At 62.6% G+C, this 22,162-nt stretch carries 22 protein-coding genes and 1 pseudogene; 7 read left to right on the forward strand and 16 right to left on the reverse strand.

Annotation, left to right across the window (positions count from 1 at the left end; all coding sequences use genetic code 11):
• Positions 1–90 precede the first annotated feature (90 nt).
• From ASB57_RS11390 to ASB57_RS31855, 3 genes are read left to right on the forward strand one after another with little or no spacing between them, the layout of a single operon-like run.
• A complete protein-coding gene (locus tag ASB57_RS11390) occupies positions 91–1,011 on the forward strand; it encodes a 50S ribosomal protein L11 methyltransferase (RefSeq protein WP_057652340.1) in 921 nt (306 codons plus the stop codon).
• Positions 1,004–2,431, forward strand: a complete 1,428-nt coding sequence (locus ASB57_RS11395) for an iron-containing redox enzyme family protein (protein WP_057652341.1) — start codon at positions 1,004–1,006, stop codon at positions 2,429–2,431. The genes ASB57_RS11390 and ASB57_RS11395 overlap by 8 nt, the downstream gene beginning before the upstream one ends.
• Positions 2,422–2,739, forward strand: coding sequence for a Rieske 2Fe-2S domain-containing protein (locus ASB57_RS31855; RefSeq protein ID WP_082621539.1), 318 nt, complete (start codon positions 2,422–2,424; stop codon positions 2,737–2,739). The genes ASB57_RS11395 and ASB57_RS31855 overlap by 10 nt, the downstream gene beginning before the upstream one ends.
• On the opposite strand, the gene ASB57_RS11400 is transcribed toward ASB57_RS31855, so the two are convergent.
• The 3 genes from ASB57_RS11400 to ASB57_RS11410 are packed head-to-tail and all read right to left on the reverse strand — an operon-like array spanning position 2,667 to position 5,692.
• Positions 2,667–3,293, reverse strand: a complete 627-nt coding sequence (locus ASB57_RS11400) for a LamB/YcsF family protein (RefSeq protein ID WP_231755397.1) — start codon at positions 3,291–3,293, stop codon at positions 2,667–2,669. The genes ASB57_RS31855 and ASB57_RS11400 overlap by 73 nt on opposite strands.
• 8 nt (positions 3,294–3,301) lie before the next feature.
• Complete coding sequence (locus ASB57_RS11405; protein WP_057652342.1) at positions 3,302–4,690, reverse strand: arylsulfatase; 1,389 nt, start codon at positions 4,688–4,690, stop codon at positions 3,302–3,304.
• Between the two features lie 15 nt (positions 4,691–4,705).
• Positions 4,706–5,692 carry a tripartite tricarboxylate transporter substrate binding protein gene (locus tag ASB57_RS11410; RefSeq protein WP_231755398.1) on the reverse strand — a complete coding sequence of 329 codons (987 nt, stop codon included), beginning with the start codon at positions 5,690–5,692 and terminating at the stop codon, positions 4,706–4,708.
• Positions 5,693–5,813: 121 nt separating this feature from the next.
• Here ASB57_RS11410 and ASB57_RS11415 point away from each other — a divergent pair, with 121 nt between their 5' ends.
• Positions 5,814–6,758, forward strand: a complete 945-nt coding sequence (locus ASB57_RS11415; protein ID WP_057652343.1) for a LysR family transcriptional regulator — start codon at positions 5,814–5,816, stop codon at positions 6,756–6,758.
• A gap of 26 nt (positions 6,759–6,784) precedes the next feature.
• Here the strand turns inward: ASB57_RS11415 and ASB57_RS11420 are convergent, their stop codons facing one another.
• The 10 genes and pseudogenes from ASB57_RS11420 to ASB57_RS11460 form a co-directional block, all read right to left on the reverse strand.
• Positions 6,785–7,390, reverse strand: a complete 606-nt coding sequence (locus tag ASB57_RS11420) for a glutathione S-transferase family protein (RefSeq protein WP_057652344.1) — start codon at positions 7,388–7,390, stop codon at positions 6,785–6,787.
• A gap of 59 nt (positions 7,391–7,449) precedes the next feature.
• The gene (locus tag ASB57_RS31340; RefSeq protein ID WP_369822869.1) at positions 7,450–8,364 is read right to left on the reverse strand and encodes a c-type cytochrome; all 915 of its coding nucleotides are present in this window, start codon (positions 8,362–8,364) and stop codon (positions 7,450–7,452) included.
• An 18-nt stretch (positions 8,365–8,382) separates the two neighbouring features.
• Positions 8,383–9,123: pseudogene (locus tag ASB57_RS31345) on the reverse strand (cytochrome c); the annotation flags it as partial.
• 68 nt (positions 9,124–9,191) lie between these two features.
• Positions 9,192–10,184, reverse strand: a complete 993-nt coding sequence (locus ASB57_RS11430) for a substrate-binding domain-containing protein (protein WP_082621997.1) — start codon at positions 10,182–10,184, stop codon at positions 9,192–9,194.
• Between the two features lie 41 nt (positions 10,185–10,225).
• Positions 10,226–10,777, reverse strand: coding sequence for a DsrE family protein (locus ASB57_RS11435; RefSeq protein WP_057652346.1), 552 nt, complete (start codon positions 10,775–10,777; stop codon positions 10,226–10,228).
• 185 nt (positions 10,778–10,962) lie between these two features.
• Positions 10,963–13,059: an acetate--CoA ligase family protein gene (locus ASB57_RS11440; RefSeq protein WP_057652347.1), complete on the reverse strand. Its 2,097-nt coding sequence runs from the start codon at positions 13,057–13,059 to the stop codon at positions 10,963–10,965.
• Positions 13,060–13,076: 17 nt separating this feature from the next.
• Positions 13,077–14,069, reverse strand: a complete 993-nt coding sequence (locus tag ASB57_RS11445; protein WP_057652348.1) for an acryloyl-CoA reductase — start codon at positions 14,067–14,069, stop codon at positions 13,077–13,079.
• Positions 14,059–15,246, reverse strand: a complete 1,188-nt coding sequence (locus tag ASB57_RS11450) for an acyl-CoA dehydrogenase family protein (RefSeq protein WP_057652349.1) — start codon at positions 15,244–15,246, stop codon at positions 14,059–14,061. The genes ASB57_RS11445 and ASB57_RS11450 overlap by 11 nt, the downstream gene beginning before the upstream one ends.
• 60 nt (positions 15,247–15,306) lie before the next feature.
• Entirely contained in the window at positions 15,307–16,284 is a 978-nt protein-coding gene (locus tag ASB57_RS11455; RefSeq protein WP_057652350.1) for a tripartite tricarboxylate transporter substrate binding protein, read from the reverse strand.
• A 63-nt stretch (positions 16,285–16,347) separates the two neighbouring features.
• The gene (locus ASB57_RS11460; RefSeq protein ID WP_057652351.1) at positions 16,348–17,514 is read right to left on the reverse strand and encodes an acyl-CoA dehydrogenase family protein; all 1,167 of its coding nucleotides are present in this window, start codon (positions 17,512–17,514) and stop codon (positions 16,348–16,350) included.
• A gap of 169 nt (positions 17,515–17,683) precedes the next feature.
• Between ASB57_RS11460 and ASB57_RS31860 the strand changes: the two genes are divergently transcribed.
• The 3 genes from ASB57_RS31860 to ASB57_RS11470 are packed head-to-tail and all read left to right on the forward strand — an operon-like array spanning position 17,684 to position 19,246.
• A complete protein-coding gene (locus ASB57_RS31860; protein WP_369822830.1) occupies positions 17,684–17,839 on the forward strand; it encodes a helix-turn-helix domain-containing protein in 156 nt (51 codons plus the stop codon).
• Positions 17,840–17,862: 23 nt separating this feature from the next.
• Complete coding sequence (locus tag ASB57_RS11465; RefSeq protein ID WP_369822833.1) at positions 17,863–18,486, forward strand: IclR family transcriptional regulator; 624 nt, start codon at positions 17,863–17,865, stop codon at positions 18,484–18,486.
• Entirely contained in the window at positions 18,479–19,246 is a 768-nt protein-coding gene (locus tag ASB57_RS11470) for an IclR family transcriptional regulator (RefSeq protein WP_057652352.1), read from the forward strand. Before ASB57_RS11465 ends, ASB57_RS11470 begins: the two co-directional genes overlap by 8 nt.
• 33 nt (positions 19,247–19,279) lie before the next feature.
• Here ASB57_RS11470 and ASB57_RS11475 read toward each other — a convergent pair whose 3' ends face one another.
• The 3 genes from ASB57_RS11475 to ASB57_RS11485 are packed head-to-tail and all read right to left on the reverse strand — an operon-like array spanning position 19,280 to position 22,144.
• Complete coding sequence (locus ASB57_RS11475) at positions 19,280–20,218, reverse strand: 2-hydroxyacid dehydrogenase (RefSeq protein WP_057652353.1); 939 nt, start codon at positions 20,216–20,218, stop codon at positions 19,280–19,282.
• 4 nt (positions 20,219–20,222) lie between these two features.
• The gene (locus ASB57_RS11480; RefSeq protein WP_057652354.1) at positions 20,223–21,425 is read right to left on the reverse strand and encodes a pyridoxal phosphate-dependent aminotransferase; all 1,203 of its coding nucleotides are present in this window, start codon (positions 21,423–21,425) and stop codon (positions 20,223–20,225) included.
• 20 nt (positions 21,426–21,445) lie between these two features.
• A complete protein-coding gene (locus ASB57_RS11485) occupies positions 21,446–22,144 on the reverse strand; it encodes an RraA family protein (RefSeq protein ID WP_057652355.1) in 699 nt (232 codons plus the stop codon).
• Positions 22,145–22,162 lie beyond the last annotated feature (18 nt).

The following is a 22,162-nucleotide window of genomic DNA, read 5'->3' on the forward strand; positions in this document are numbered from 1 at the left end:
CGCCCTCGTTCGTCCGCCGTCGTCCCCATGGAACACTTTTAGAAGCAGGGACACACACATGCGATGTTTCGATGGTGGAGGAAAAGGACGATGGATATCGACAAGCCGGCAGCATTACGCGCCACGTTCGCCGACGTACCGCGCTGGCATTTTGGAATGCTCAATGACAGTGTCCGCAACAGGCAGTACCGGAACGCCATAGCCAAAAAACTGCCGGGTCTCGATGTACTCGACCTTGGGATGGGAACAGGCTTGCTGTCGATGTTCGCCGTGCGAGTCGGCGCCAGACATGTCTATGGTTGCGAGCGGAACCCGGCCATCTCTTCCATCGCGACCGAGATTGTCAGGGCAAACGGTGAAGCCAGCCGAGTAACGGTGCTAGGTCGGTCCTCACACGATCTACGTATCGAGCAGGATATTCCAAAGCGGCTTGGTGGCCTGGTCACCGAACTCATGGATTGCGGGATGGTGGGAGAAGGTCTGCTGACATCCGTTTCCCATGCACGCAGGCATCTGCTGCAGGACAACGCCAGGATAATCCCGGAACAAATCGAGATCGAATTCTGCCTCATTCAAAGCGAGCAGATTTTCAACAACAACCATGTTGAACACGTCGACGATATCGACCTGTCCACGTTCAACCGCTACGCGACACCGGGCTACTTCCCTGTCCGGCTAAGAGCCTGGCCGTTCAGGTATCTGTCTGGCCGGAAGTCCGCGCTTCGCTTCGACCTGGAACGTGGAGAGATCACGGCCAGAGAAGAACTTCACGAAATCACGGCCACCCAACCCGGCATCGCCCATGGCATTGCCTTCTGGTTTCGTGCCCAGTTGGCCCCAGGTATTGAACTGAGCAACGACCCGCAAGAATCCACGCATTGGGCGCAGGCGATTCACTGCCTGGAGCGGCCGCAGCAAGTATCCCGTGGCGAAACCATTGAGTTGAGGATAGCCACCGACCTGTCGAAGATCGAATTCACGCTTTCAGATCGGAGTTCAAAGCATGCATGACAAGCCCGCTCGGGACACCCCCCCATCGATAGACTTTTCGTCACACGCGACATTCAAGGCCGCCCTGCTTCAATTCGCGAACTGCGATCTTTTTCAAGATACCGATTCCTGGTCCCGGGAAGACCGCCCGTACGAGCGCGAACTTCGGCCGCAAGATCTGAAGCACCTGCATTTCGACCAGCCGATCAACATCCATCAGTTCCTCGACTATCAAAGCATGGCAGGCCACCGGCTTTTGCTGACCATATACGAATCGGATTTTCTGCTTCTTCCCCGGATGGGCATGAAGGATCAATACGAGAATTTCCGTACCTTCTACTGTCCCGAACGACGCGCTTTGGGACAGATCGTTCGCCCAGGACTGGAGCGCCACCTGTTCGGCTTTCTTGAGGAGGAAATCGACGTCTCGGGGAAATGGACCGAGCACGAATTGAGCGAATACTTCACTCGATACATGCGCGAGTGTGCGGACTCCGTCCCCCTTGCCACCATCGAAGCGCTGGGAAAGTCAAAGAACCTGGAGCGGTCGCTGCACTTTCTGGCCATCCAGCTTGCCGGTGATTTTCTGCTCGAATCTTCCGCCATGGCACGCAACGTGGCCGGCAGGTTCGGCCAGGAACAATCGGAGCTTTTCAAGATACTGATCGACGAGTACGGCTATGGCGTGCACGGTCGAAAACACAGCACGCTCTATGAAAAACTGCTCGATGGACTGGGACTGACGCAAGACGTCCACGACCACTGGCAGTTCTATCTGACGTCCAGCCTCGCGCTCAACAACTACTACAACTATCTCTCAGCCAACCACGCCCTGTACTTTCGCTACCTGGGTGCCACGGTACAGACCGAAACGGCGTTCATTCCCTACTGTCGCCAGATGACGGATTTGCTGCGGGACTACTCCCCGGGCCTGGACCGCTCCTATTTTTCGGAGCACGCGCACATCGACACCCATCACAGTTCGATGGCCTACGAAAGACTGGTGAAACCCACGATCGCCCTGCATGGGCCTCAGATCATTCCGGAAATCATCCGTGGTTTCGAAGGTGCGCGATTGCTAAGCGGGCTCGCTGACAAGGATTTCGCGCAACAAATTCAGTGGATGGATGACTGCGAGCTGTACAAGGCCTTGCACCCGCCCATTTATGAGCGGCTGGGCAATGCCGGATTTCCCGTTCCCAAACACGTGCACACGGAGACGCAGCATCAGCTCTCGGTTACCCACGTCCACGATGCCGACGAACTTTGCCACGTCGATCGCGGCGTTCTGCGCCTGGCTCATGGCAAAGGCAGCCACGTGACCTTGAACGAGGGGGAAGGCACCATCATCAGGAAAGGCCGCCTGCACGGCGCCGTCATCCCGTCCGCCGATTGTGCCTATACCACCTATACCCTGGGAGACCACACACAATGGTTGTGACGACTTTTTCCAGAGCCGAAGCCGCTGGTGTCACGCTAGGAGAACGGCACGCCGTCGGCATCACCCGCGACGGCAGGTGGCTGTTGGTCGACACCACCTGCCCTCATCGCGGCGGACCACTCCATCTGGGGCAATTCGATGCGGACGCATCGACCGTCACCTGCCCCTGGCATGGACGCCTGGCCCACTGCAGCAGCCTGCAGCCCTTGGGCGAGCCCTGGATACGAAGTGGCGATCAGATCTCGATGCTCGTAAAACGAGGCATCGCGGTGCGCCCTATCGTTTTCTCAACACTGACCGGGTCCTGACCCTCCGCCAGGCGCCCCATCCGAAAGCGATCGACGCGTGGCACGGTTGCTCCATTGCAACTACGTGCGGGGCCGATCGCATGATCGACCCTCGCTTCGCGTTGGAGCGCTATGCCGCAGTGGTGGGCGACCGCAATGCCCCGCGAACCGGCCGCTATGGCAAGGGACAAGTTCGAATCGAAATGCATCAGTGCGCGAGCCAGGACCTGGGTGCAGCGCTCGTCCTCCGCCACATCCAACGCCAAATCGCCATGGCACCCAACCGTTTCCAGGACAAGGCCGTACTTGCGCGCAACCCCGCTGAATGCCGTCAGCCGTGACAGCAAGGCATCGCGCAATTCGATATCGTCCGGCGCAAGCCCTGTATATCTCGGATTCAGGCCTTCGGGATAATCCAGGCTCAGGCCGAGCCGAAGCGTTCGCCCGCTGAGCGTGGCGAAAGTGGACTCAAGGTCCGAGGCGATGCCGTCGATCAGATAGACAATATCTGCGCCCCGCTCCAGGGCACTGGCAACGTCCGCTGCCACCAGTACTTCGACCGCAAGTTCTGCCATCCGTCCGTTCATTCTCTGTCAACGCGGTCTGCGGTCGGGGACGTCATGATGTATGACGGAACATAGTCGTCCGGAGCGCCCGGCGGTACCGGAGGATGACGCTTGAGCGAATCCTGGAAGGCGTTCACCAGGCGACGGATAGGTCCACGCACCCAGCCCTGGGTAGTATTGACGTCACTCTCTTCCTTGGGATCCTGGACGATATTGAAGACGTATGGCGTTTCAAGATGATTGGCGCCGGCATTGGGTTCCACCTCCCAGACAAAGTGCATCTTCCAATCCCGCCACTTGGCCGCGCGCAGCTCTGTCTTGATGTAATAGACGAAGCCTTCGCGCGCCGACTTTTCCTGTTGTCCCAGCAAGAAGGCGGATTGATCGACCCCATCGATGGGACGGTCAGCGGGAACTTCCAGACCGGCAATGCGGGCGAGCGTCGGGAACATGTCCACGACGTGGATGATCTCATTCGTCTGCCGCCCGGCCGGCACCTTGCCAGGCCACCGCACGATCAGCGGCACGCGCAGCGCGCCTTCCATCGCGGTGTGATAAGTCCCCGTCCACATGCCGGCGCTGCCGCGCCAGGGACGGCGATATTCAGGTCCGTTGTCACTGGCGAAGATGAAAACCGTGTCGTCGGCGATGCCACCGTCCTGGACTGCATCGATTATCTGGCCGACCCGGGCATCCATTTCCACCAGCGAATCGGCGAAGTCGCCCTTCCCCGTCCGGCCCTCGTAGTCACGATGCGGAATGGTGGGAAAGTGCAACTGCGTCAGCGGCACATAAAGAAAGAATGGCGTCTTGCCCGCATGCCGATTGATGAAGTCGCAACTGCGGCGAGTCAGTACCTCGTCGATGCGGCGGCGCATCTCCAGGTCATAGAGTTCACGCTTTTCGGCGCGTTGCCCCTTGTAGCCCTCCATCACGTAGGGGACTTCGACGACCTCCGGATCGAAGCCGACCGCGTCCATGAACATGCTCTCGTTGGTCGTACGTGGGATGCCGTACCACTCATCGAAACCCTTGTCCTTAGGGTAACGCCCCTCCTTGTCACCCAGATGCCACTTGCCATACATCGCGGTGGCGTAGCCCTGCGCGGAAAACGCTTCGGCCAGAGTGCGTTCCCACGGGATGAGGCCTTGGGGCAGCCCGGCCGGTACGGATTGCATCGCCCCTGTCCGCACGGGGTGACGCCCGGTCATCAAAGCGGATCGGGTGGGAACGCAATCGCTCTCCACATTGAAATTCATGAACTGGGTGCCTTGCGCGGCAAGGGCGTCGATGCGTGGCGTCGGTGCTCCCCTGATGGCGCCACCACCGTAGCAGCCCAGCTCACCCCAGCCGAGGTTGTCGGCCAGGATCAAGACCACATTGGGCTGTTGTTTCGTTTGAGGCATGTGTAGGTCTCCGGATCAGTCGAGCTTGATGTGCAGTTGCGTGACGAGGTTTCCCCAATCGGTCACGTCTTTGTGTATGAATGCATTGAACGCGCTCGCGTCCATGGCCTTGGGGGTGACGCCCATCTCCAGCAATTTGGCCTGGACGACCGGCTGCTGGACGACGCCTCCTATCGCATCGGAAAGACGCTTGACGATTTCCGGTGGCGTATCCCGGGGAGCCACGATGCCCACCCATTGGGCACGCACGACGTCGGGGTAGCCGAGTTCCTTGAGGGTTGGAACATCGGGCGTCGCCGGATTGCGCTGTGCGGTGGTAACCGCGACGATGCGCACATTATTGTTGCGGGCCTGGGCCAGCAACGGAGCGAAACCCAGCACCGCGGCAGGCGTGGTACCGGCAACGAGGTCGCTCACGGCCTGCCCGCCTCCCTTATAGGGCACGTGGATCATCTGCACGCCCGCCAATTTGGCCAACCATTCGCCGACGATGTGTTGGGACGTACCCAGGCCCGACGTGCCGAATGCGATGCTGCCCGGCTTGTCCTTGGCAGCGGCAATCAAGTCCGTCAGGTTGCGGTAGTCGGAGCGGGCGGAAACGGCCACCGCCATGGGCTGATCGCCGATCAGCGCGACCCCGGTCATATCGCGATCCAGCTTCCAGCCCATCTTTCGGGTAGCGCTCAGGATCGCCGCCGTATCGGAGGCGATGGCAAGGGTATAGCCGTTGGCCGCCGAACGCGCCGCGGTCTGCATACCGATGGCGCCCGATGCGCCAGGGTGGTTTTCCACCACCACGCTCTGACCCAGCGCCTTGCCAAGCTCCACGCCAATCAGCCGGGCGACGGTATCGTTGGTTCCTCCCGCGGCTTGCGGGACGATGACCTTGATGGGCTGATCGAGCGGCCATTCGGCGTGGGCGCTTGCGGCAGTCGCAAGGCCAACACTGAGCAAAGCCCCTGAGAAAAATACGCGCATCGAGGCGCGCGATGATGTGGCCATGACTTTCCCCTTGGTATTTCTTTGAATTCGTAGGAAAGTGTAGTCACAGGGGTAGAAAGTTAAAATTCAATAATTCCTCTTATGTGATAACCAATACCTTTCACCTAAAGCACCCAGATCCATGGTCCAACGCACGCGCTCGGCACTGTCCCACCTCAAGTTCCGCCATCTCGCCCTGATCGAATTTCTGTTGCAGGACGGCACCTTGCGGAAGGCGGCGCGACGCTTGAATATCAGCCAACCGGCGGCAACCGCGATGCTCACGGATATCGAAGACCTGCTGGGCGTCCAACTCTTTACACGGACTCGCCAGGGTGTGGCCCCCACGCCGCAGACGCTGGCGCTGGCGCCGCGGCTGCGTGTGCTGTTGAGCGACTTCGACGAACTCGGTGCGCTGCTGGACAGGCTGGAAACCGGCGAGAACGAGGTGCTGCGGATAGGCGCGGTGCCACAGGCGTTCACGGTCCTCCTGCCCCCCGCGGTCGAGCGGTTCCGGCGCGCGGGCGGCTGTTACCTGCACACCAGCGAAGGCAGCGCTCAGGACCTGCTTGAGCGACTGCTTGCGGGAGATCTGGATTGCGTCCTGGGGCGCTTGCCGTCGGACATGGAAAAGCGAGGGCGCGACTTGGGATTGCTGTCCTTCGTCAACCTGTACGAAGACGACATCTGTGTCGTGTGTGGCCCGGACCACCCCGCGACCCGCTTGAAGAAAGTGAGCTACGCGCACTTGGCGAAGTGCGATTGGGTCATGCAACGGTCGAGTTCAAGCGTGCGGCGCGCACTGAACGAAGCCTTTTTGCGGCAAGGCCTGGTATTGCCGCATCCCGTGGTGGAAACGCCCACCTATATCCAGGCTTTGGACATCGTCGCGTCGGCCGCGCTGCTGACGGCGGCGCCGCGCCAGACGGCCATGGCTTATGCGCGTACCGGCCGGATTCGCGTACTCGACCTTGCGCTGCGCGTGGCGCCGATGCAAGTTTCCCTGATCGTGCGCAAGAGCTCGGAAGCTCATCCTCAGGTCGTCCGGTTCCGCGAGGCGTTCGGAGAAATGGCTGCCACTCAGTGACAGCCAGGCAGCTCAGCCGGACGTTATTACTGTTCGGCGGCCAGCATTCTCTGCACCGACGGGCGTGCCATCATGCGGTCAAAATGCGCCTTCAGGCGTCCGGGGATAGCAATCGAGCGGCGGTTGGCCCACCACTCCAGATTGAAGACTGCCGCGTCAGCGATGGAGAATTCACCCAGGAAGTATTCCTTGTCGCCGAGGGTCTTCTCCAAAAGGGCCAGACCTGCCGTGAAAATATCCAGTCCGGTCTTCTTCACCAATTCCGGGTCGCCGTCGGACGAGAAATTGGCCGGCGCCGCGATTCTGCTGAACCCGCGCATGTGCACGGTGGCCACCGCATAGTCGATGATTTCGAGCGCCCGGACTTGAGCGAGCGCGTCCGCGGGAAGCAGCTTTGCCTGCTCGAAGCGCTTGGCCAGGTAGAACGCGATGGCCGGCCACTCCGTAAGGACGCCATCTTCGCCGGCATCCAGGCACGGCACCTTGCCTTTGGGATTGATCGCCAGATACTCGGGCGCCTTCTGATCGCCCGATGAAAACTTCAGCAGATGCGTCTCGTAGGGCTTACCGATTTCCTCAAGAAGAAGATGGATGCCCATCGAGCACGTACCTACGGCGTAATACAGCTTCATTGAATGCCCTCCAGCGATCGTTGCGAATGTTGCGCGGCCATACCGCGAATACCGGACTACTACTGTTGCTTCAGGCGACTGGCGGCGGGTGGTGAATCGCTACCCAGGACATGCCCTTCGATTTCCAGCCCGTACAGCGAGTCTGCCTCGTTATGATATCGCTCCCGGGTATGGGCGACCGATTCAGCATAACGAGGGTCCTGCGGGCGTTCATGCGCATTCATGAAATACGCCACGTCCCACGCCTGCTGCGCTGACAGCAGGCCCGCCTGGCCCAGCGGCATATTGTCCAGGATGAAACCGGCCGCATTGTTGATCTGGTGCATGCCGGCGCCCCAGTTGTAGGACTCAGGTCCCCACAGCGCGGGAAACACCCAATGATCGCCCTGCTTCTGGCCCTCTCCCTTTGCCCCATGGCACGTGGCGCAGTACTGGCCAAACACCTCGGACCCACGCACATAATCGGCCTTCTGCGCCGGCGGCGCGAGCTTGGGATAGCCTTGCCCCGCCAACTTCACCCCCGTCGGCGCCTTGCTCGCCAGCCAGAACAAATAGGTCTGCAACGCCGTCAGCACGGGATCGTCCGGGGCCGGCGCCTTGCCGTTCATGCTGAAACGAAAGCATCCCTGCAGACGCTCCGCAAGCGTGTTGACATGGCCGTTCTTGGCCCGGTAAGCGGGATAGATGACATACGCGGCCCACATCGGCGCGGAGTTGGGACGACGACCGGCATCCAGGTGACAGCTGGCGCAGTTCAAATTGTTGCCGACAAACTTGCCGGCCTTTTCCGGGGTATGCAGGAAGATCGCTTCGCCTTCACGGACGATCTTGCCGAACGCATCGTTCGGCATGTCGGATTCGGGCGGCGGGATGAACAGGGCCGCAGCCGAGCCAGTGGCGGGCGTACCGGACGCGGTCGCGGCGCCGGTCGCGCCCGTCGGCGCCGCGGCTGACGGAACGGCGGCGGACGGCACGGCGACCGCCTTGGCCGGCTTCGCCGCGGCAGCCCCGGATGCCGACATTGCCGCCGGCAGCCCGGCATAGTAAGCAGCAACCGCCCGAATATCCTTGTCGTCCAGCCGAGTCGCGATGGCCGGCATCAAGGCCAATGGGCCGGGCGGCCGATGACCTTGTTGCCACGCCTGCAGCTGCGCCACCAGATAGGCTTCAGACTGACCGGCGAGCGAAGGAAACTGGCTGCCCACGCCTATCCCGCCAGGCCCGTGGCACTGATTACAGGCCGGAACGTTATGCCCCCAATCCCCACGGCTGGCCAACCACGCACCGCGCTCGGCCGGGTCGACGGCCGCCTGCCCAGTCGCCGCCAGCGCGTCGACGTTCAATGGTGAAGGCAGTCCGGCGTAATACCTGGCCACGGCGTCGCGCTGTTCCGCGTTCAGGCCTTTTGCCACCGGCGCCATGACCGGGCTGACCCGCATGCCATTGGCCATCGCCTCCAGCTGCTCGCGCAAGTACTGTTCGCCCTGCCCGGCCAGGCGCGGGAAGTTGGACGCCGCCATTCCCTGGCCCTGGGCGCCGTGGCAGGAGCTACAGGCCGGCACGGACCCCATGCCTTGCTGGGCAAGTTGTCTTCCGTCCACCGCGGCTGCCGCCGGCCCCGCCACACACACCAGCAAGGCGCCAAGAAAAAACGCGTGAACGAATCCTCGCGGCAGACGACCAACGCGTTTCTTGATGCCTCTTGTGTCCCGCTCCCCATGCAGTTCCCGCATGTCCCTCTCCTTTTCTTATTCCTTTTTATCGTCAGGGCCGCCTGATCTTGTCGCTGCAAGATTTCAGGTCAGGCGCCCTTCCCTTCGTACTTCTGAAAACCGTACTGCTTGAATATCGACACGCCTTCATCGGACCGAATGAAGTCCAGCCAGCGTTGCGCTGCCTTCCTGTGCTGGCTGCCTTTGACGATGGCGCCCGCATAGATGGCGGTGGTGTTCTGCGCGGCCGGAATATCGACGTGCCTGATCGGATGGCCCGCCTGCTCCTGGAAGACCGCCTCGGACTGCCACGTCACGCCGGCGTCGGCCTTGCCCTGCATGATCCACAACGGCGTCTGGCGATGATGGATGTGGGTCAGCATCGTGCCACCCGTTCCGACCTTGTCGTGATAGACGTGCTGGGCCAGGTCCTTGCCCCCGGCTTTCTCCAGGGATTCCTGGATCTGCCTGGTGATTCCTTCAAACTCGGGATTCGGCATCGCCAGCTTGATGTCTTCCCGCTCAAGGTCGGCAAGCGTCTTGACGCCTTTAGGATTATCGGAGGCCACCATGATCGTGAGCGTGTTGGTGACGTAAGGCACCGCGGGCGCTTGCAACAGCCCGGCCGAAATCTGCTTCTTGACCGCGCCCAATCCCGCCAGATAGACATCCGGCTTGACCGACCAGGTCATATTGCCGACCGTCACGGTGCCGCCGGCTTTCATCTGGCGCACCAGCAAACCGGGGGGCAACGTTTCCCAATACAGACGGCCTTTGTACTCCGGATACTTCTTTTCGAACGCCTTCACCAAAGGGGCCATCGCGAAGAAATAATTGCCGCCCACGTACAGGGACAGCGCCGGATGGCTGGGGTTGCCGTGGAAGTCGGCCAGATTGTCCGCATCCGGCACCGTAAATTCGAAGCCGCGATTGACGGCATCGTTATTCTTTTCGCCTTGCCACGGGGGCGATACCGCGGAATCCGGCGGCAGTATTTTCGTGGGCGCCGCGGGCGCGGTTTCGGTCAGCGCAACGGCCGATCCGGCGCCGACGACAGCGGCGAATGCGCCAACCGCCAACATGGTCAAGCCGGCGGAACGCAGTATCTGCATGGGACCGTCCTTTACAGAGCCATCAGGTCGTAGCCCTGATGTTCGAGCGTGGTCACTGTCGTCAATGCCGACAGCGCGGTGGTCACATGCTTGTCGACCCATTCATATTGGAAGTCGTGTTCCGCGACGGCCTGCGCGCACACGGCCACATCGACGCCGGCCTTGCGCAGCTTTTCGATCAGGGGAAGGTTCGGGTTGGCTGTCTTGAACGCAGCCTGGTAGTGCGCGTCGTCGAGCACCAGTTGCGTGGCCGCGCCCGACGCGACCGCGACGAACTTCAAATTCTTCAAGGGCACACCAGCGGCGACATACAAGTTCACCGTGCGTGCGACACGGTCCAATGCCGGATTGACCTGATCCGGCGCCTTCGCGGCTTGTGTCAGCGCAAAGACGATTTTGTACGTCTGCCTGGGATCCGGTTTATAGGCGGAGTTCGGCAGGTAATGAATCTTGCCGTAGCCTTCGATGGTGGGCGTGGTCCAGAAACCGGCAGGTTGTTCGGCGGCGGCATTCGCCGCAAAAGCCAACGCAGCCACGGCAGCGAGCGTGGAAAAACGACGCATCAAACAGTCTCCATTGATATCGAGCACCCTGCGCCTGCCCGAAAACCAAAACCGGGCTATCGCGCAATGCACCGGTTTCTCGGGCAGCAGGCCGGACTGAGAATTTCGAATCCCAATATTTAGGATTCGAAATTCAATTTCTGCTCAAATATTAAAGGGACCTTAATGACACGGACCTGACACCTTCAGCCAGCCGTCGCGGTCGTGATGACAGCGTCTAACGCTATCACCCCTTTGCCCCGGGCCAGAACCACGAGCGGATTAACCTCGACGGATTCGAGTTCACCCCGATGCTGGCTGGCGAATATCGACAGCGCCACCAACGCGTCCGCCAAAGCATCGATATCCGCCGGTGCCGAGCCACGCGCACCAGACAGAATGGCGTAGCCCTTGGTTTCGGCAATCATGGCCAGCGCCTCCGCACGCCCGAAAGGCGCCAGGCGGAAGCTGACGTCTTTCAGGACCTCGACAAAGATGCCGCCCAGACCGAACATCACGATGGGCCCGAATATCGGATCGCGGTGCACGCCGATAATGCACTCCACGCCGCGGGGAGCCATGGGTGAGACCAGCACGCCATCCTGGGCCGCGTCCGGACGCTGACGACTGACCGCGTCCACAATCGCGTCATAAGCAGCACTTACCTCCGCGTCCCCGATGACGTTGAGCCTCACGCCGCCGATATCGCTCTTGTGCAGAATGTCGGGAGAGACGATTTTCAACACGACAGGACCGGAATACGAACCCGCTGCCGCTACCGCGCCTTCAGCATCCTGCACTACGACGCAGGGCGAAACGGCAATTCCCGCAAGCGCCAGCGCTTCCATGGCCTGCACCTCGTTATAGCTTGCGCGCAGCGGCTGGCTCGGCGTCGCGGGGATAGCAGGACCGGCCGAGGCGTTTTCCGAAGGCCTGACGACCGCGGCCAAGGTTTTCACCGCGGCGCTGGGATCGGCGAATACCAGACATCCCAAGGCCTCCAATTCCCGGCGGCGCGCCGGCGGGAATAGCGCGCTTATCGCCAACGGCACCTTCGGATGACGAGCCTGCATCGTTCGCGCGAAAGTCTCAAACGTCGGCCACAAGGCCTCCGACGAGCCCGCGGCGGCAAGAAACACCGCCATCGCGTCATAGATCCCGTCAGCGAGCACATCTTCAGCGGCGCTCAGCAGCAGACCCGGCTCTGAAACCGCCTGCCCCGTCACATCGATGGGGTTGCGCGGACTGCCAAAAGGCATGCGCTCCAACAGCCGCTGCTGAACAGCCGCCGTCGGCGACGGCAAGGTAAGCCCGGCGTCGCTGGCCTCGTCCGCCATCAAGGCGCCCACGCCACCGGAAATCGTCAGGATTCCAAGGCGTCGTCCTTGCGGTGGCTGCTTCCAGGTATCAAAGGCATAGCCCAGGTTGAAGAACTCTTCGATGCTGCGGGCGCGTACCGCGCCGTATTGGCGAAACAGCGCGTCGTACACCGCATCGTCACCCGCCAGCGCGGCGGTATGCGACGCCGCGGCCTGCGCTCCGGCTTGGGTTCTGCCTATCTTGGTCACTACCACGGGTTTGCCGGCATCGCGTGCCGCGGCCAAGGCCAGGCGCAATTTGTCCCCGTCGCGGCAGCCTTCCATATACGCCATGACGACGCGCGTGTCCTCGTCGTGGGCCAGGTAGGCAATGCAATCGGCAACGTCGATATCCGCCTCATTACCGGTGCTGATCCAGTGCGAAAGTCCGAGGCCCCGGTCACGCGCCATGCAAAAGGCGTAGGCGCCGAACGCGCCGCTTTGCGTCACCATGCCTATGCCACCCGCCTTGATGGCCTCCCCGCTGGCAGCCGGGGTAAAAGTGGCGTAGACCCGGCTGCGTATATTCATGAAGCCCAGGCAATTCGGACCCAGCAAGCGAATACCGCGCGCCTTCGCGACGGCGCACAGCTGCGCTTGCAAGGCCTGGCCCTCGGGCCCTATCTCGGAGAATCCAGACGTAAACACGACTGCCGCGCCAATCTGGCCAGGGCACGCCCGCTCCAGCGCCGCGGCCGCATGCGCGGCGGGAACCGCCAGGATAACCAGGTCTACCGCCTCATCCAGGGCGTCCAGGCCAGCGATCGCCGGCAGTCCCTGCACGTCGGCGACGCGCGGATTTACGGGAATGATCCGCCCGTCATACTCGTATCTTCGCAACAAGGATATCGGCATTGCTCCGATCTTGCCCGGGGTCGCCGACGCCCCCACAACGGCGATGCTGCGCGGAGAAAACAGCTGCGACAAGGAAAAATGAGTATTCATGTTCGGCACAAGGAAATTCAGGAAAATTTCACGACGCAACGGCCGATGCTGTCACGCGCCAGCATGGCCGCCAGCGCGCGCGGCAATTCTTCGGGCTCGATGACGCGAGTGGCCGCAGCCAGTCGCGTCGGCCGATATTCAGTGGCGAGTTTTTGCCAGATCTGGCGGCGTAAAGGCATGGGGCTGTTGGCATTTATCCCGAGCAGCTTCACTCCCCGCAGAATGAAGGGAATCACTGTCGTCGGCAGCTCCGCCCCACCCGCGTTGCCGAAAGCCGCCGCCACGCCATCCGGCCGCAAGCATGCAATGGCATGTGCCAGCTGATGGCCGCCCACGGAGTCCACCACGCCGTCCCATCGAGCGGATATCAAAGGACGCAATGGCGTGGATTCCTCCACCGGCGCGATGACCTCCGCCGCACCCAGCTGGCGCAGATAGGCTTCAGCCTGAGATTTTCCGGACATCGCCACCACGCGAAAGCCACGGTTGCTCAGCATATCGATGGCAATACTGGCGACACCGCCCGTCGCGCCCGTGACCAGGATGTCGCCGCTCGTCAGTCCGCAGTGCTCCATCCAGTGAAGCGACAGCGCCGCGGTATAGCCCGCCGCGCCAAGCGCGGCGGCATCGAGCAGCGTCAAAGGTGTGGGCAAAGGCAAAACCCAATCATGCGGAACGCGCGCGTACTGCGCATAACCACCATCGTTATCCGCCCCGATTCCAAAGCCATGTACGACGACGGGCGTGCCAGCGGCCAGCGCGGGATCGGCTGAATGCACCACCGTGCCCGATAAATCGATACCCCCTATGCGCGGGTAGGCGCGGATGATGTTGCCCCGGCCAGCCGACGCAAGCGCATCCTTGTAGTTGAGCCCCGCGTAGGCGACCTTGATCAGCGTGTCGCCGGGCGAAAGCAGGTCCGGACGCAAGGTGTCGAAGCGCCCCTCGGGCGGCTCCTTGTCCGAGGCACCGGCGTGCAGCCGATACGCAAGAAACTCGTCATTGAACATGCGTGTCTCCTTTCAAACGTGAGTGCTGCGATAAACAGCGGCGTGCGATCGACGCGCGGTGCAACTCGTTGGCGCCGTCGTAGACCCTGAAGGCGCGTAACTCCTGCCAGATCATTGACACTGGGCTGTCTTCAGACAAACCAAGCGCCCCCATCATCTGTACCGCGCGATCGGCCACCCGATTCACTGTCTCCGAGACAAAGACTTTCGCCATTGCGCTCTGCTGTTTAACGGATAGCCCGGCGTCCATGCGCTCGGCACATTCCATCGTCATCAGCCGACTGGCGTGCAGTTCGATGGTCGAATCCGCCACCATGGCCTGGATCTGTTGCAGATCCGCAAGGCGCGCGCCGAAGGAATCTCGTTGGTTCACATAAATACTGGCGCAGTCCAGCGCCCGACGGGCGCGGCCAAGGTAGCGCATGCAGTGCAGCAGCCGTGCCGGCTCCAGTCGTAGTTGCGCATGCGCCAGCCCCTGGCCCACCTCACCCAGCACCGCATCCTCGGGAACCGCGCAATCGTCCAGGATGATTTCCGCGTGGCCACCGATCTGGTAGCCGGTCACCATGCCGATGTCGCGCACGGTGCGATAGCCCGGCGTATTCGCGGGGACGAGAAACAACGTCGCCCCTTCGTCCGCGCGGGCCAGGACCAAGGCGAAATCCGCCCCCACCCCGCCACTGATGTATTTCTTGTGCCCTTGCAGCAGCCACTGTCCATGACGCCGGATGGCACGCGTCCGCAACATGGACGGGTCTGAACCCGCGCCAGGCGCCGGCTCGGTCATGGCGAAACAGGCACGCTGCGTCCCGCGCACTAGCGGCTCCAGAAAGCGCGCTTGCTGCGCCGGCGTCCCCAGTTGCAGCAAGGTGAGCATATTGGGTTGATCCGGCGCCGCGCAGTTAAGCGCGGCAGGCCCCAGAAAACCCCGGCCGGCCTCCTCCAGCACGCGGGCCAGCGCCTGCCAGCTCAAATCCAGCCCGCCCCAGGACCGCGGCAACTGCGGCGCATAGATACCGGCCTGGCGCGCCTGCTCGCGCAGCGCCCTCACGCGCTGATCGAGCGCCAGCACGTCGCGTGCGATGGCCGGTGACTCGGCGGGAATGGCCACCTCGTCGACAAAGCGGCGCACTTTTTCGCACAGCGCGATGACCTCCTTATCCCTGTCCTCTTGCATGGCTACTCCTGGATGTTCACCGATATGGACGCGAGCGCCGCGTTGGCCTGGCGCCATTGCCTATTCAATCTTTGTGCCCGTCGACTTGACCAACTTGCCCCACCAGATGGTCTCGTCGGCAATCTGCTTGGCGAACTCGGACGGCGAACTCCCCAGGGGCTCGGCCCCCAGATCCTGGAAGCGCTGGCGCAGCTGGGGATCCTGCAATACCTTGACCACGGCGGCGTGCAGCCGCTCGATGACGGCGGGGTCCGTGCCGGCCGGCGCCATCAGCCCTTTCCAGGCCATGACCACGAATCCTTTTTGTCCCGCCTCGTCGAAAGTCGGGATGTCCGGCGCGGCAGTGGCACGCTTGTCGCTAGGCACGGCGAGTGCCCGCAGATTGCCAGCCTTGACCTGCGGCAGCAGCGCCGGCATGTTGTCGATGATGAAATCGATATGGCCGGCGACCAGATCGGTCACCGCGGGACCCGTGCCTTTATACGGAACGTGTTGAGCCTGGATGCCGGCCTTTTGCTTCAGTAGTTCGCCCGCCAGCTGCGCGGGCGAGCCGTTGCCCGGCGACCCGAAGGACAGCTTCCCGGGATGCTCCCGTGCGTACTGCAGAAAGTCCTGCAGGTTCTTTACCGGCAGGGACTTGTTTACAACCATCATGTTATGTTCTTGTTCCAGGCAGCTGATCGGCGCCAGGTCCTTGGCCGGATTGAACGGCATATGGCTGTACAAGCTGGGATTGATGACCGTCGGCCCCGCCGCCGCCAACAGCAAGGTATAGCCGTCCGGGGCCGAACGCGCGACAAAATCACCGCCGATATTGCCGCCCGCGCCGGGCTTGTTCTCCACGATGACGGTCTGTCCCAAAACCGGATGCAGCGCTTCCGCCAGAATCCGACCCAGGACATCCGTCGATCCGCCTGGCGCGAAGGGAATGATCAAACGGATGGGACGGTCGGGATACGCGGCATGAGCGGGCGTGGCCGCGCAAGCGAACACAGTAGCGGCAATGCACAGCCATCTTGGCAAATGCTTCAGTAGCATCGGAGTCTCCTTTGGATTGGAGGGCCAGCGGCTTCTTGCGACCGCGGTCCCTTGGAACATGACCTAGCGACCGGGCGTGTAGCCCGCCTGGGTCAGGGTATTTCTGGCGATGGTCAGTTGGTGGATCTGGCTGGTCCCCTCATAAAGGCGGAACAGCCTGACATCCCGGTAGAACCGCTCGATGCCGTAATCGCTGATGTAACCGTAGCCGCCATGCATCTGCACGCAGCGATCGGCCACGCGGCCACACATTTCCGAGGCAAAGTATTTGCAGATCGAGGCATTCAAGGTCACGTCCTGCCCGGCGTCACGCTCTCGCGCGGTCTGCAGGATCAGGGCGCGGGCTGCCTGAATTTCAGTCTGGCAGTCCGCGATCATGGCCTGCACCAGTTGGAAATCCATGAGCGGACGTCCAAACTGCTCTCGTTCGGCCACGAAACGCATGGTGTCGTCCAGCATGCGTATTGCAGGCCCCACGCAAAGGGCCGCCAGATGTATGCGCTGTTTGTTCAAGACTTTCATGGCGGTCTTGAAGCCCTGCCCCTCGCGGCCGCCGATGATCTGGCTCGCGGGCACCCGGCAGTCTTTCATATAGACGGCCGAAACCGGTGAACCGGCCTGCCCCATCTTGTCATAGGGGGACCCAGTCGACAGTCCCGGCGTACCCCGTTCCACAAGAAAGGCAGTAATGCCCTTGGCACCGGGCGCCGCCGGGTCGGTCCGCGCCATCACGGTAAAAAAATCCGCGAGCGGCGCGTTGGTGATGAAGCATTTTTCACCATTGAGCACGTAGTGATCGCCGTCACGCACCGCCGTCGTGCGCAGCGCCGTGGCGTCCGAACCGGCGTTCGGCTCGGTCAGCGCAAAGCACCCGGTTACTTCGCCGCTCGCCAACCGGGGCAGATAGGCCGCCTTCTGCGCTTCCGTGCCGTCCGCCACCAGGGCCTCGGAGCCAATACCGGTGTTGGTGCCGACCCGCGCGCGAAATGCCACGGAACACTGCGACAGCTCCAGGGCGGCCCGGATCAGCTCCTCGGTGGTCATTCCCGCGCCGCCATATGCTTCCGGTATGGAATAGCCGAACAGGCCCTGATCCGCCATCTCCCGCACCAGATCTTCCGGCACGTCGTTCAAACGGGCGATTTCCGCCTCGCGCGGCGCCAGACGATCCCGCACGAACTTGCGCAGGGAGTCGATGAAAGTCTCAAAGCCTTCGGGATCGCGGATCACGCATGTCTCCTGATTTCCTGCCTTTCCTCTGTTGGGAAGGCTTGCCCTAGGCTAGCAAACGGCCAAGGATTCCGAGACATCTGTTTCGTTATTTTGAACGCTACGGATACTCCCGCCGGTGCCGAACGGCTATGATTTGCCGATCCGACCACGCATAATCACGACGCCCATGCCCCGCAGCCCCCTGCATGCCGCCCCGGGATTCGCTACGACCTTGGCGCACGGACTTGCACTGCTGCAGACCTTTCGTCATGGCGAGCCGGCGCTCAGCAATCGGGAACTGTCCGACCGTACCGGCCTGTCCAAGGCCACATTTCGCGGCTGACCACCACCTTGATGCAGCGCGGCTTGCTACGCTACGACGCGGGCCTGCGCCGCTACCTGCTCGGTCCAGCCCTGCTGTCCTTGAGCTATCCCCTGTTGGCGAGCATCAAGCTGCGCCAGCTCGCCCGGCCGCACATGAAGCGGCTGGCCGACGCGGCCGGCGGCTCTGCCTCGTTAGGCATGCGGCACGGCTTGCATATGGTGTATCTGGAAACCTGCCGCGGACACGATGCCGTCGCGTTTCGGCCGGACATCGGCGCCCTTCTTCCGCTGCTGTCCTCCGCGATGGGACGCGCATGGCTGGCGCAGGCCCTCGAACGAGGAGACCCGGAGGGCCAGGCCGCCCTCGATGCTTTGCAGCATAGCGATGCGGAAAGCTGGAAGCGTTATCAGCCCGCCTGGGAGCAAGCGCGGCAGGACTTTACGACATTCGGCTATTGCGTTGCCGAAGGCGACTGGCACGCCGACGTGCATGCCGTCGCGGTGCCCCTGAGCAAGCCGGTGGATGGCGAAATCCTGGTTTTCAATTGCGGCATCCCAGTGCGCAGGATCCGAGGGAACGAACTGCGTGCGCGCATCGCCCCAAAGCTTGTCGCGCTCGCAGCAAAGATGGAAAAGGCTGTCCCCGCGGAATCAAGCCATGACTAAGGACGCCGAATTCGCGACGACGCTCGCCCATGGCCTGGACATCCTCGCCTGCTTCAGTGCCGACCTGCCTGTGCTCGCCAACAAGGATTTCGCGCTTAGGACAGGCATGTCCAAAAGCGCGGTGGCGCGCTTGACGCATACCTTGGTCGAACTGGGATACCTGCGGCGCACCGGCACGCCGCCCCGCTATCGTCTTGGCGCCTCGGTCCTGGCCCTCAGCTATCCCTTGCTGGCGAGCATGCAGATACGTCAGCTGGCGCGACCGTTGATGAAACAACTGGCCGACCATGCCCGCGGCGCCGTGTCGTTGGTGGTACGCGACCGCCTGCAGATGGTCTATGTGGAGTCCGCCAGATCGAACGAGGCTTTACAGACGAGGCCGGATATCGGGGCCGCCTTGCCGCTTTTGTCCAGCGCCGCGGGCAAGGCCTGGCTGTCGCGTGCCCCGTCGGCGGAACGGGCCAGCATTCTGAATCAGCTGCGCGTCGCCGATCCCGATCACTACGCCGCGCATATCGCTGCCTTGCCCGCCGCCAGACGGGACCTGGAAGAAAAAGGGTTTTGCGGCAACAACATGCAGTGGCGGCCGGACGCGCTCGGCTTTGCCGCGCCCCTGATCAGGCCTTACCAATCCCTTCTGTACATCTTCAACTGCGGCGTCCCGGCTGGCGATGGCCCCTACCGCGAACGCGCCGCCGACATCGGGCCACGCCTGGTCAGCCTGGCGCGTGAGACCGAACGCTTGCTTGGACTCGATTAGCCCGATTTAGCTCGATTACCCCGACTGCCCCGATCACAGCACCCCGATCAACGGCTCCCCCGCGAAATGCCGGCGCGCGTTAACGATGAAGCGCCGCACCGCGTTGTCCAGCGCCTGCTGCGACCAGCCGCCCACATGCGGCGTGACCACCAGATTGGGACAGCCCTCGAACGCGGCCGGGAACGCCGGCTCACCCTCATACACATCCAGCCCGGCACCGGCAAGACGCTGATCCGTCAAAGCCGCGACCAAGGCCTGGGTATCCACGACACTGCCGCGGCCCACATTGATCAGATATCCCTCCGGTCCCAAGGCCCGCAGCACCTCCGCATCGACCAGATGATGCGTCTCAGGGCCGCCGGGCAAGGCGACGATGAGGATATCCGCCCAGGCGGCCAGGCTGCCGATGTCCGGGAAATACTCGCCGGCATCCGGCTTGGGCGACCGGGAAAAATACCCTACCGGCATGTCGAACGCCGCCGCCCGCCGACCTATGATCTGGCCAATGGCGCCCATCCCGCACAAGCCCAGACGCAGCCCCGAAACGACAGGAATGGGAGTCAGTCCACTGCGCCAACCGCCCGCCCGTGCATACGTGTCGAGCATGGGAATCCGGCGCACGATGGTGAAGAGCAAGGCGAAGGCATGATCCGCCACCGTCACGGCATTGCTGCCGGCGCCGTTGACCACCTTGATGCCAAGCGCACGTGCCGCCGCCACGTCGACGTTCTCATAGCCGATCCCCTGCACGCAGATCAGCTGAAGATTGGGCATGGCCGCCATTTCCACGGCCGTGAACCCTTCCGACCCATTCGTCAGCACGCAGCGGAAGCGCTCACCCTGTTCCTGGATAAGCCGTTCCCGCTGCGCCGCATCGGCCGCCACCGTCATGTCGAAGTGCGCCCGCATCCATTCGATATGCATCGCGCTGTTCTTCGTCACCATCAGCACCGCGGGTTTGCTCACGATCATTTTCCTACTTCAGCGATGCGCAGGAATCCACGATGCGCTGGCAGGCCTTCTTCAGCGCTTCCGTGTCGGTCGCGAACGAAATACGGAAATAGTTCGCCACGCCGAATGCCGCGCCCGGCACCACGGCCACACCCGCATCCATCAACAGGCCCCGGGCGAAATCCTGATCCGACGTGATTTCCTTGCCGGCGCTGGTGCGCTTACCCAGCGTGCCCTCGCAGGAGATGAAGTAATAGAACGCGCCTTCCGGAAGATCAAAGCGCAGGCCCGGCGCCGCGCGCAGGATCTCGGCCACCAACAGGCGACGCTGGGCGTATGCCTTGCAGAACCCGGCCACTTCGTCGAACGGACCGCCCAGCGCAGCCGCCGCGGCCCATTGCGCCACGGAATTCGGCGCCGACGTCAGCTGGCTCTGCACTTTCTGCATGGTCTTGAGCAGCGTCGCGTCGCCGGCGGCGTAGCCGATGCGCCAGCCTGTCATCGCATAGGCCTTCGACACGCCGTTGACCACCAGGGTACGCGCCTTCAGTTCCGGCGCCGCCTGCGGCAAGGTGGCGAATGTCGCGCCGTCGTAGACCAGGTGCTCGTAGATGTCGTCGCTCATGACGTGGACGTGCGGATGGCGCGCCAGCACCTGAGCCAGGCCGCGCAACTCGTCGGCGCTATACACCGCGCCCGAGGGATTGCAGGGCGAATTCAGCATCAGCCATTTGGTCTTGACGGTAATGTGGCGTTCCAGCACCGCGGGGGTGAGCTTCAACGAGCCGGCTTCCGGCTGGGCATAGACCGGCACGCCGCCCAGCATCCCCACCAACTCCGGATACGTTACCCAGTACGGCACCGGGATGATGACCTCATCGCCGGGGTTGATGGTCGCGATCAGCGCATTGGAGATGACCTGCTTGGCGCCGTTGGACACCATCACTTCGCCAAGGTCGTATTGCAGGCCGTTTTCCCGGGCAAGCTTGTTGACGATGGCCTGGCGCAGCGGCTCGATGCCGTTGGCCGGCGTGTACTTGGTCTGGCCCCGCGCAGCCGCCGCCCGGGCGGCTTCCTGGATATGCGCCGGCGTGAAAAAGTCCGGTTCGCCGGTGCTCAGCGAAATGACGTCACGGCCGGCCGCCTTCAGCTCGCGTGCGGTCTGCGCCACTTTCATGGTGGCGGACGGATTCATGCGCAGGACCGCGCTGGAAAAAAAGTTCGACATGACCTACCTGTGGAAAGTGTTCAGTTACCCGCGCCGGCGGCCGGCTCGACGAATTCGCAACCAGAAGCGCGCACAGCCTTCTCGACCCACGAGCGATCGTCCGTGCCGTCCTTGATGCGCGCCCAGTTGCCCTCTTCCGCTTCATGCTTCTTGCGGGCCGCCTGCAACAGCGCGGCGGCGTCCGCGGCGGCGATGGCCAGCACGCCGTCGTCGTCGCCGACGATCAGATCGCCCGGCTGTACCGTCATCTGGCCGATCACCACGGGCACGTTGATCTCCCCGGGGCCGACCTTGTAGGGGCCGCGATGCGTGACGCCAGCCGCGTAGACCGCCATACTGGACTTGCGGATCGCCCCCAGATCGCGGATCGCGCCGTCGATCACGAACCCGGCCACGCCTTTGCGCGCGGCATAGGCCAGGATGAACTCACCGATGATGGAATTGGTAAGATCGCCGCCGGCCTCGACCACGATCACGTCGCCCGGCTGCGCCATCTCGATGGCCTGGTGCACCATCAGGTTGTCGCCAGGACGAACCCTCACCGTCAGGGCCTGGCCGCACAGATAGGTGCCGTCATGGTAGGGACGCAGATTGCAGCCCCCGCCAGCCATGCGCTGCATGGAGTCGCTGATGTTGGCGACCGGCAGATCGCGGTATTGTTCGACGAGCTCGCCCAGGGCGGGCCAGATGCGCGGGTAGATTCGGTTGCCTATGGACATGGCTATTCCTTGTTCAGG

Source organism: Bordetella sp. N (assembly GCF_001433395.1).
Taxonomy (GTDB): Bacteria; Pseudomonadota; Gammaproteobacteria; order Burkholderiales; family Burkholderiaceae_B; genus Bordetella_C.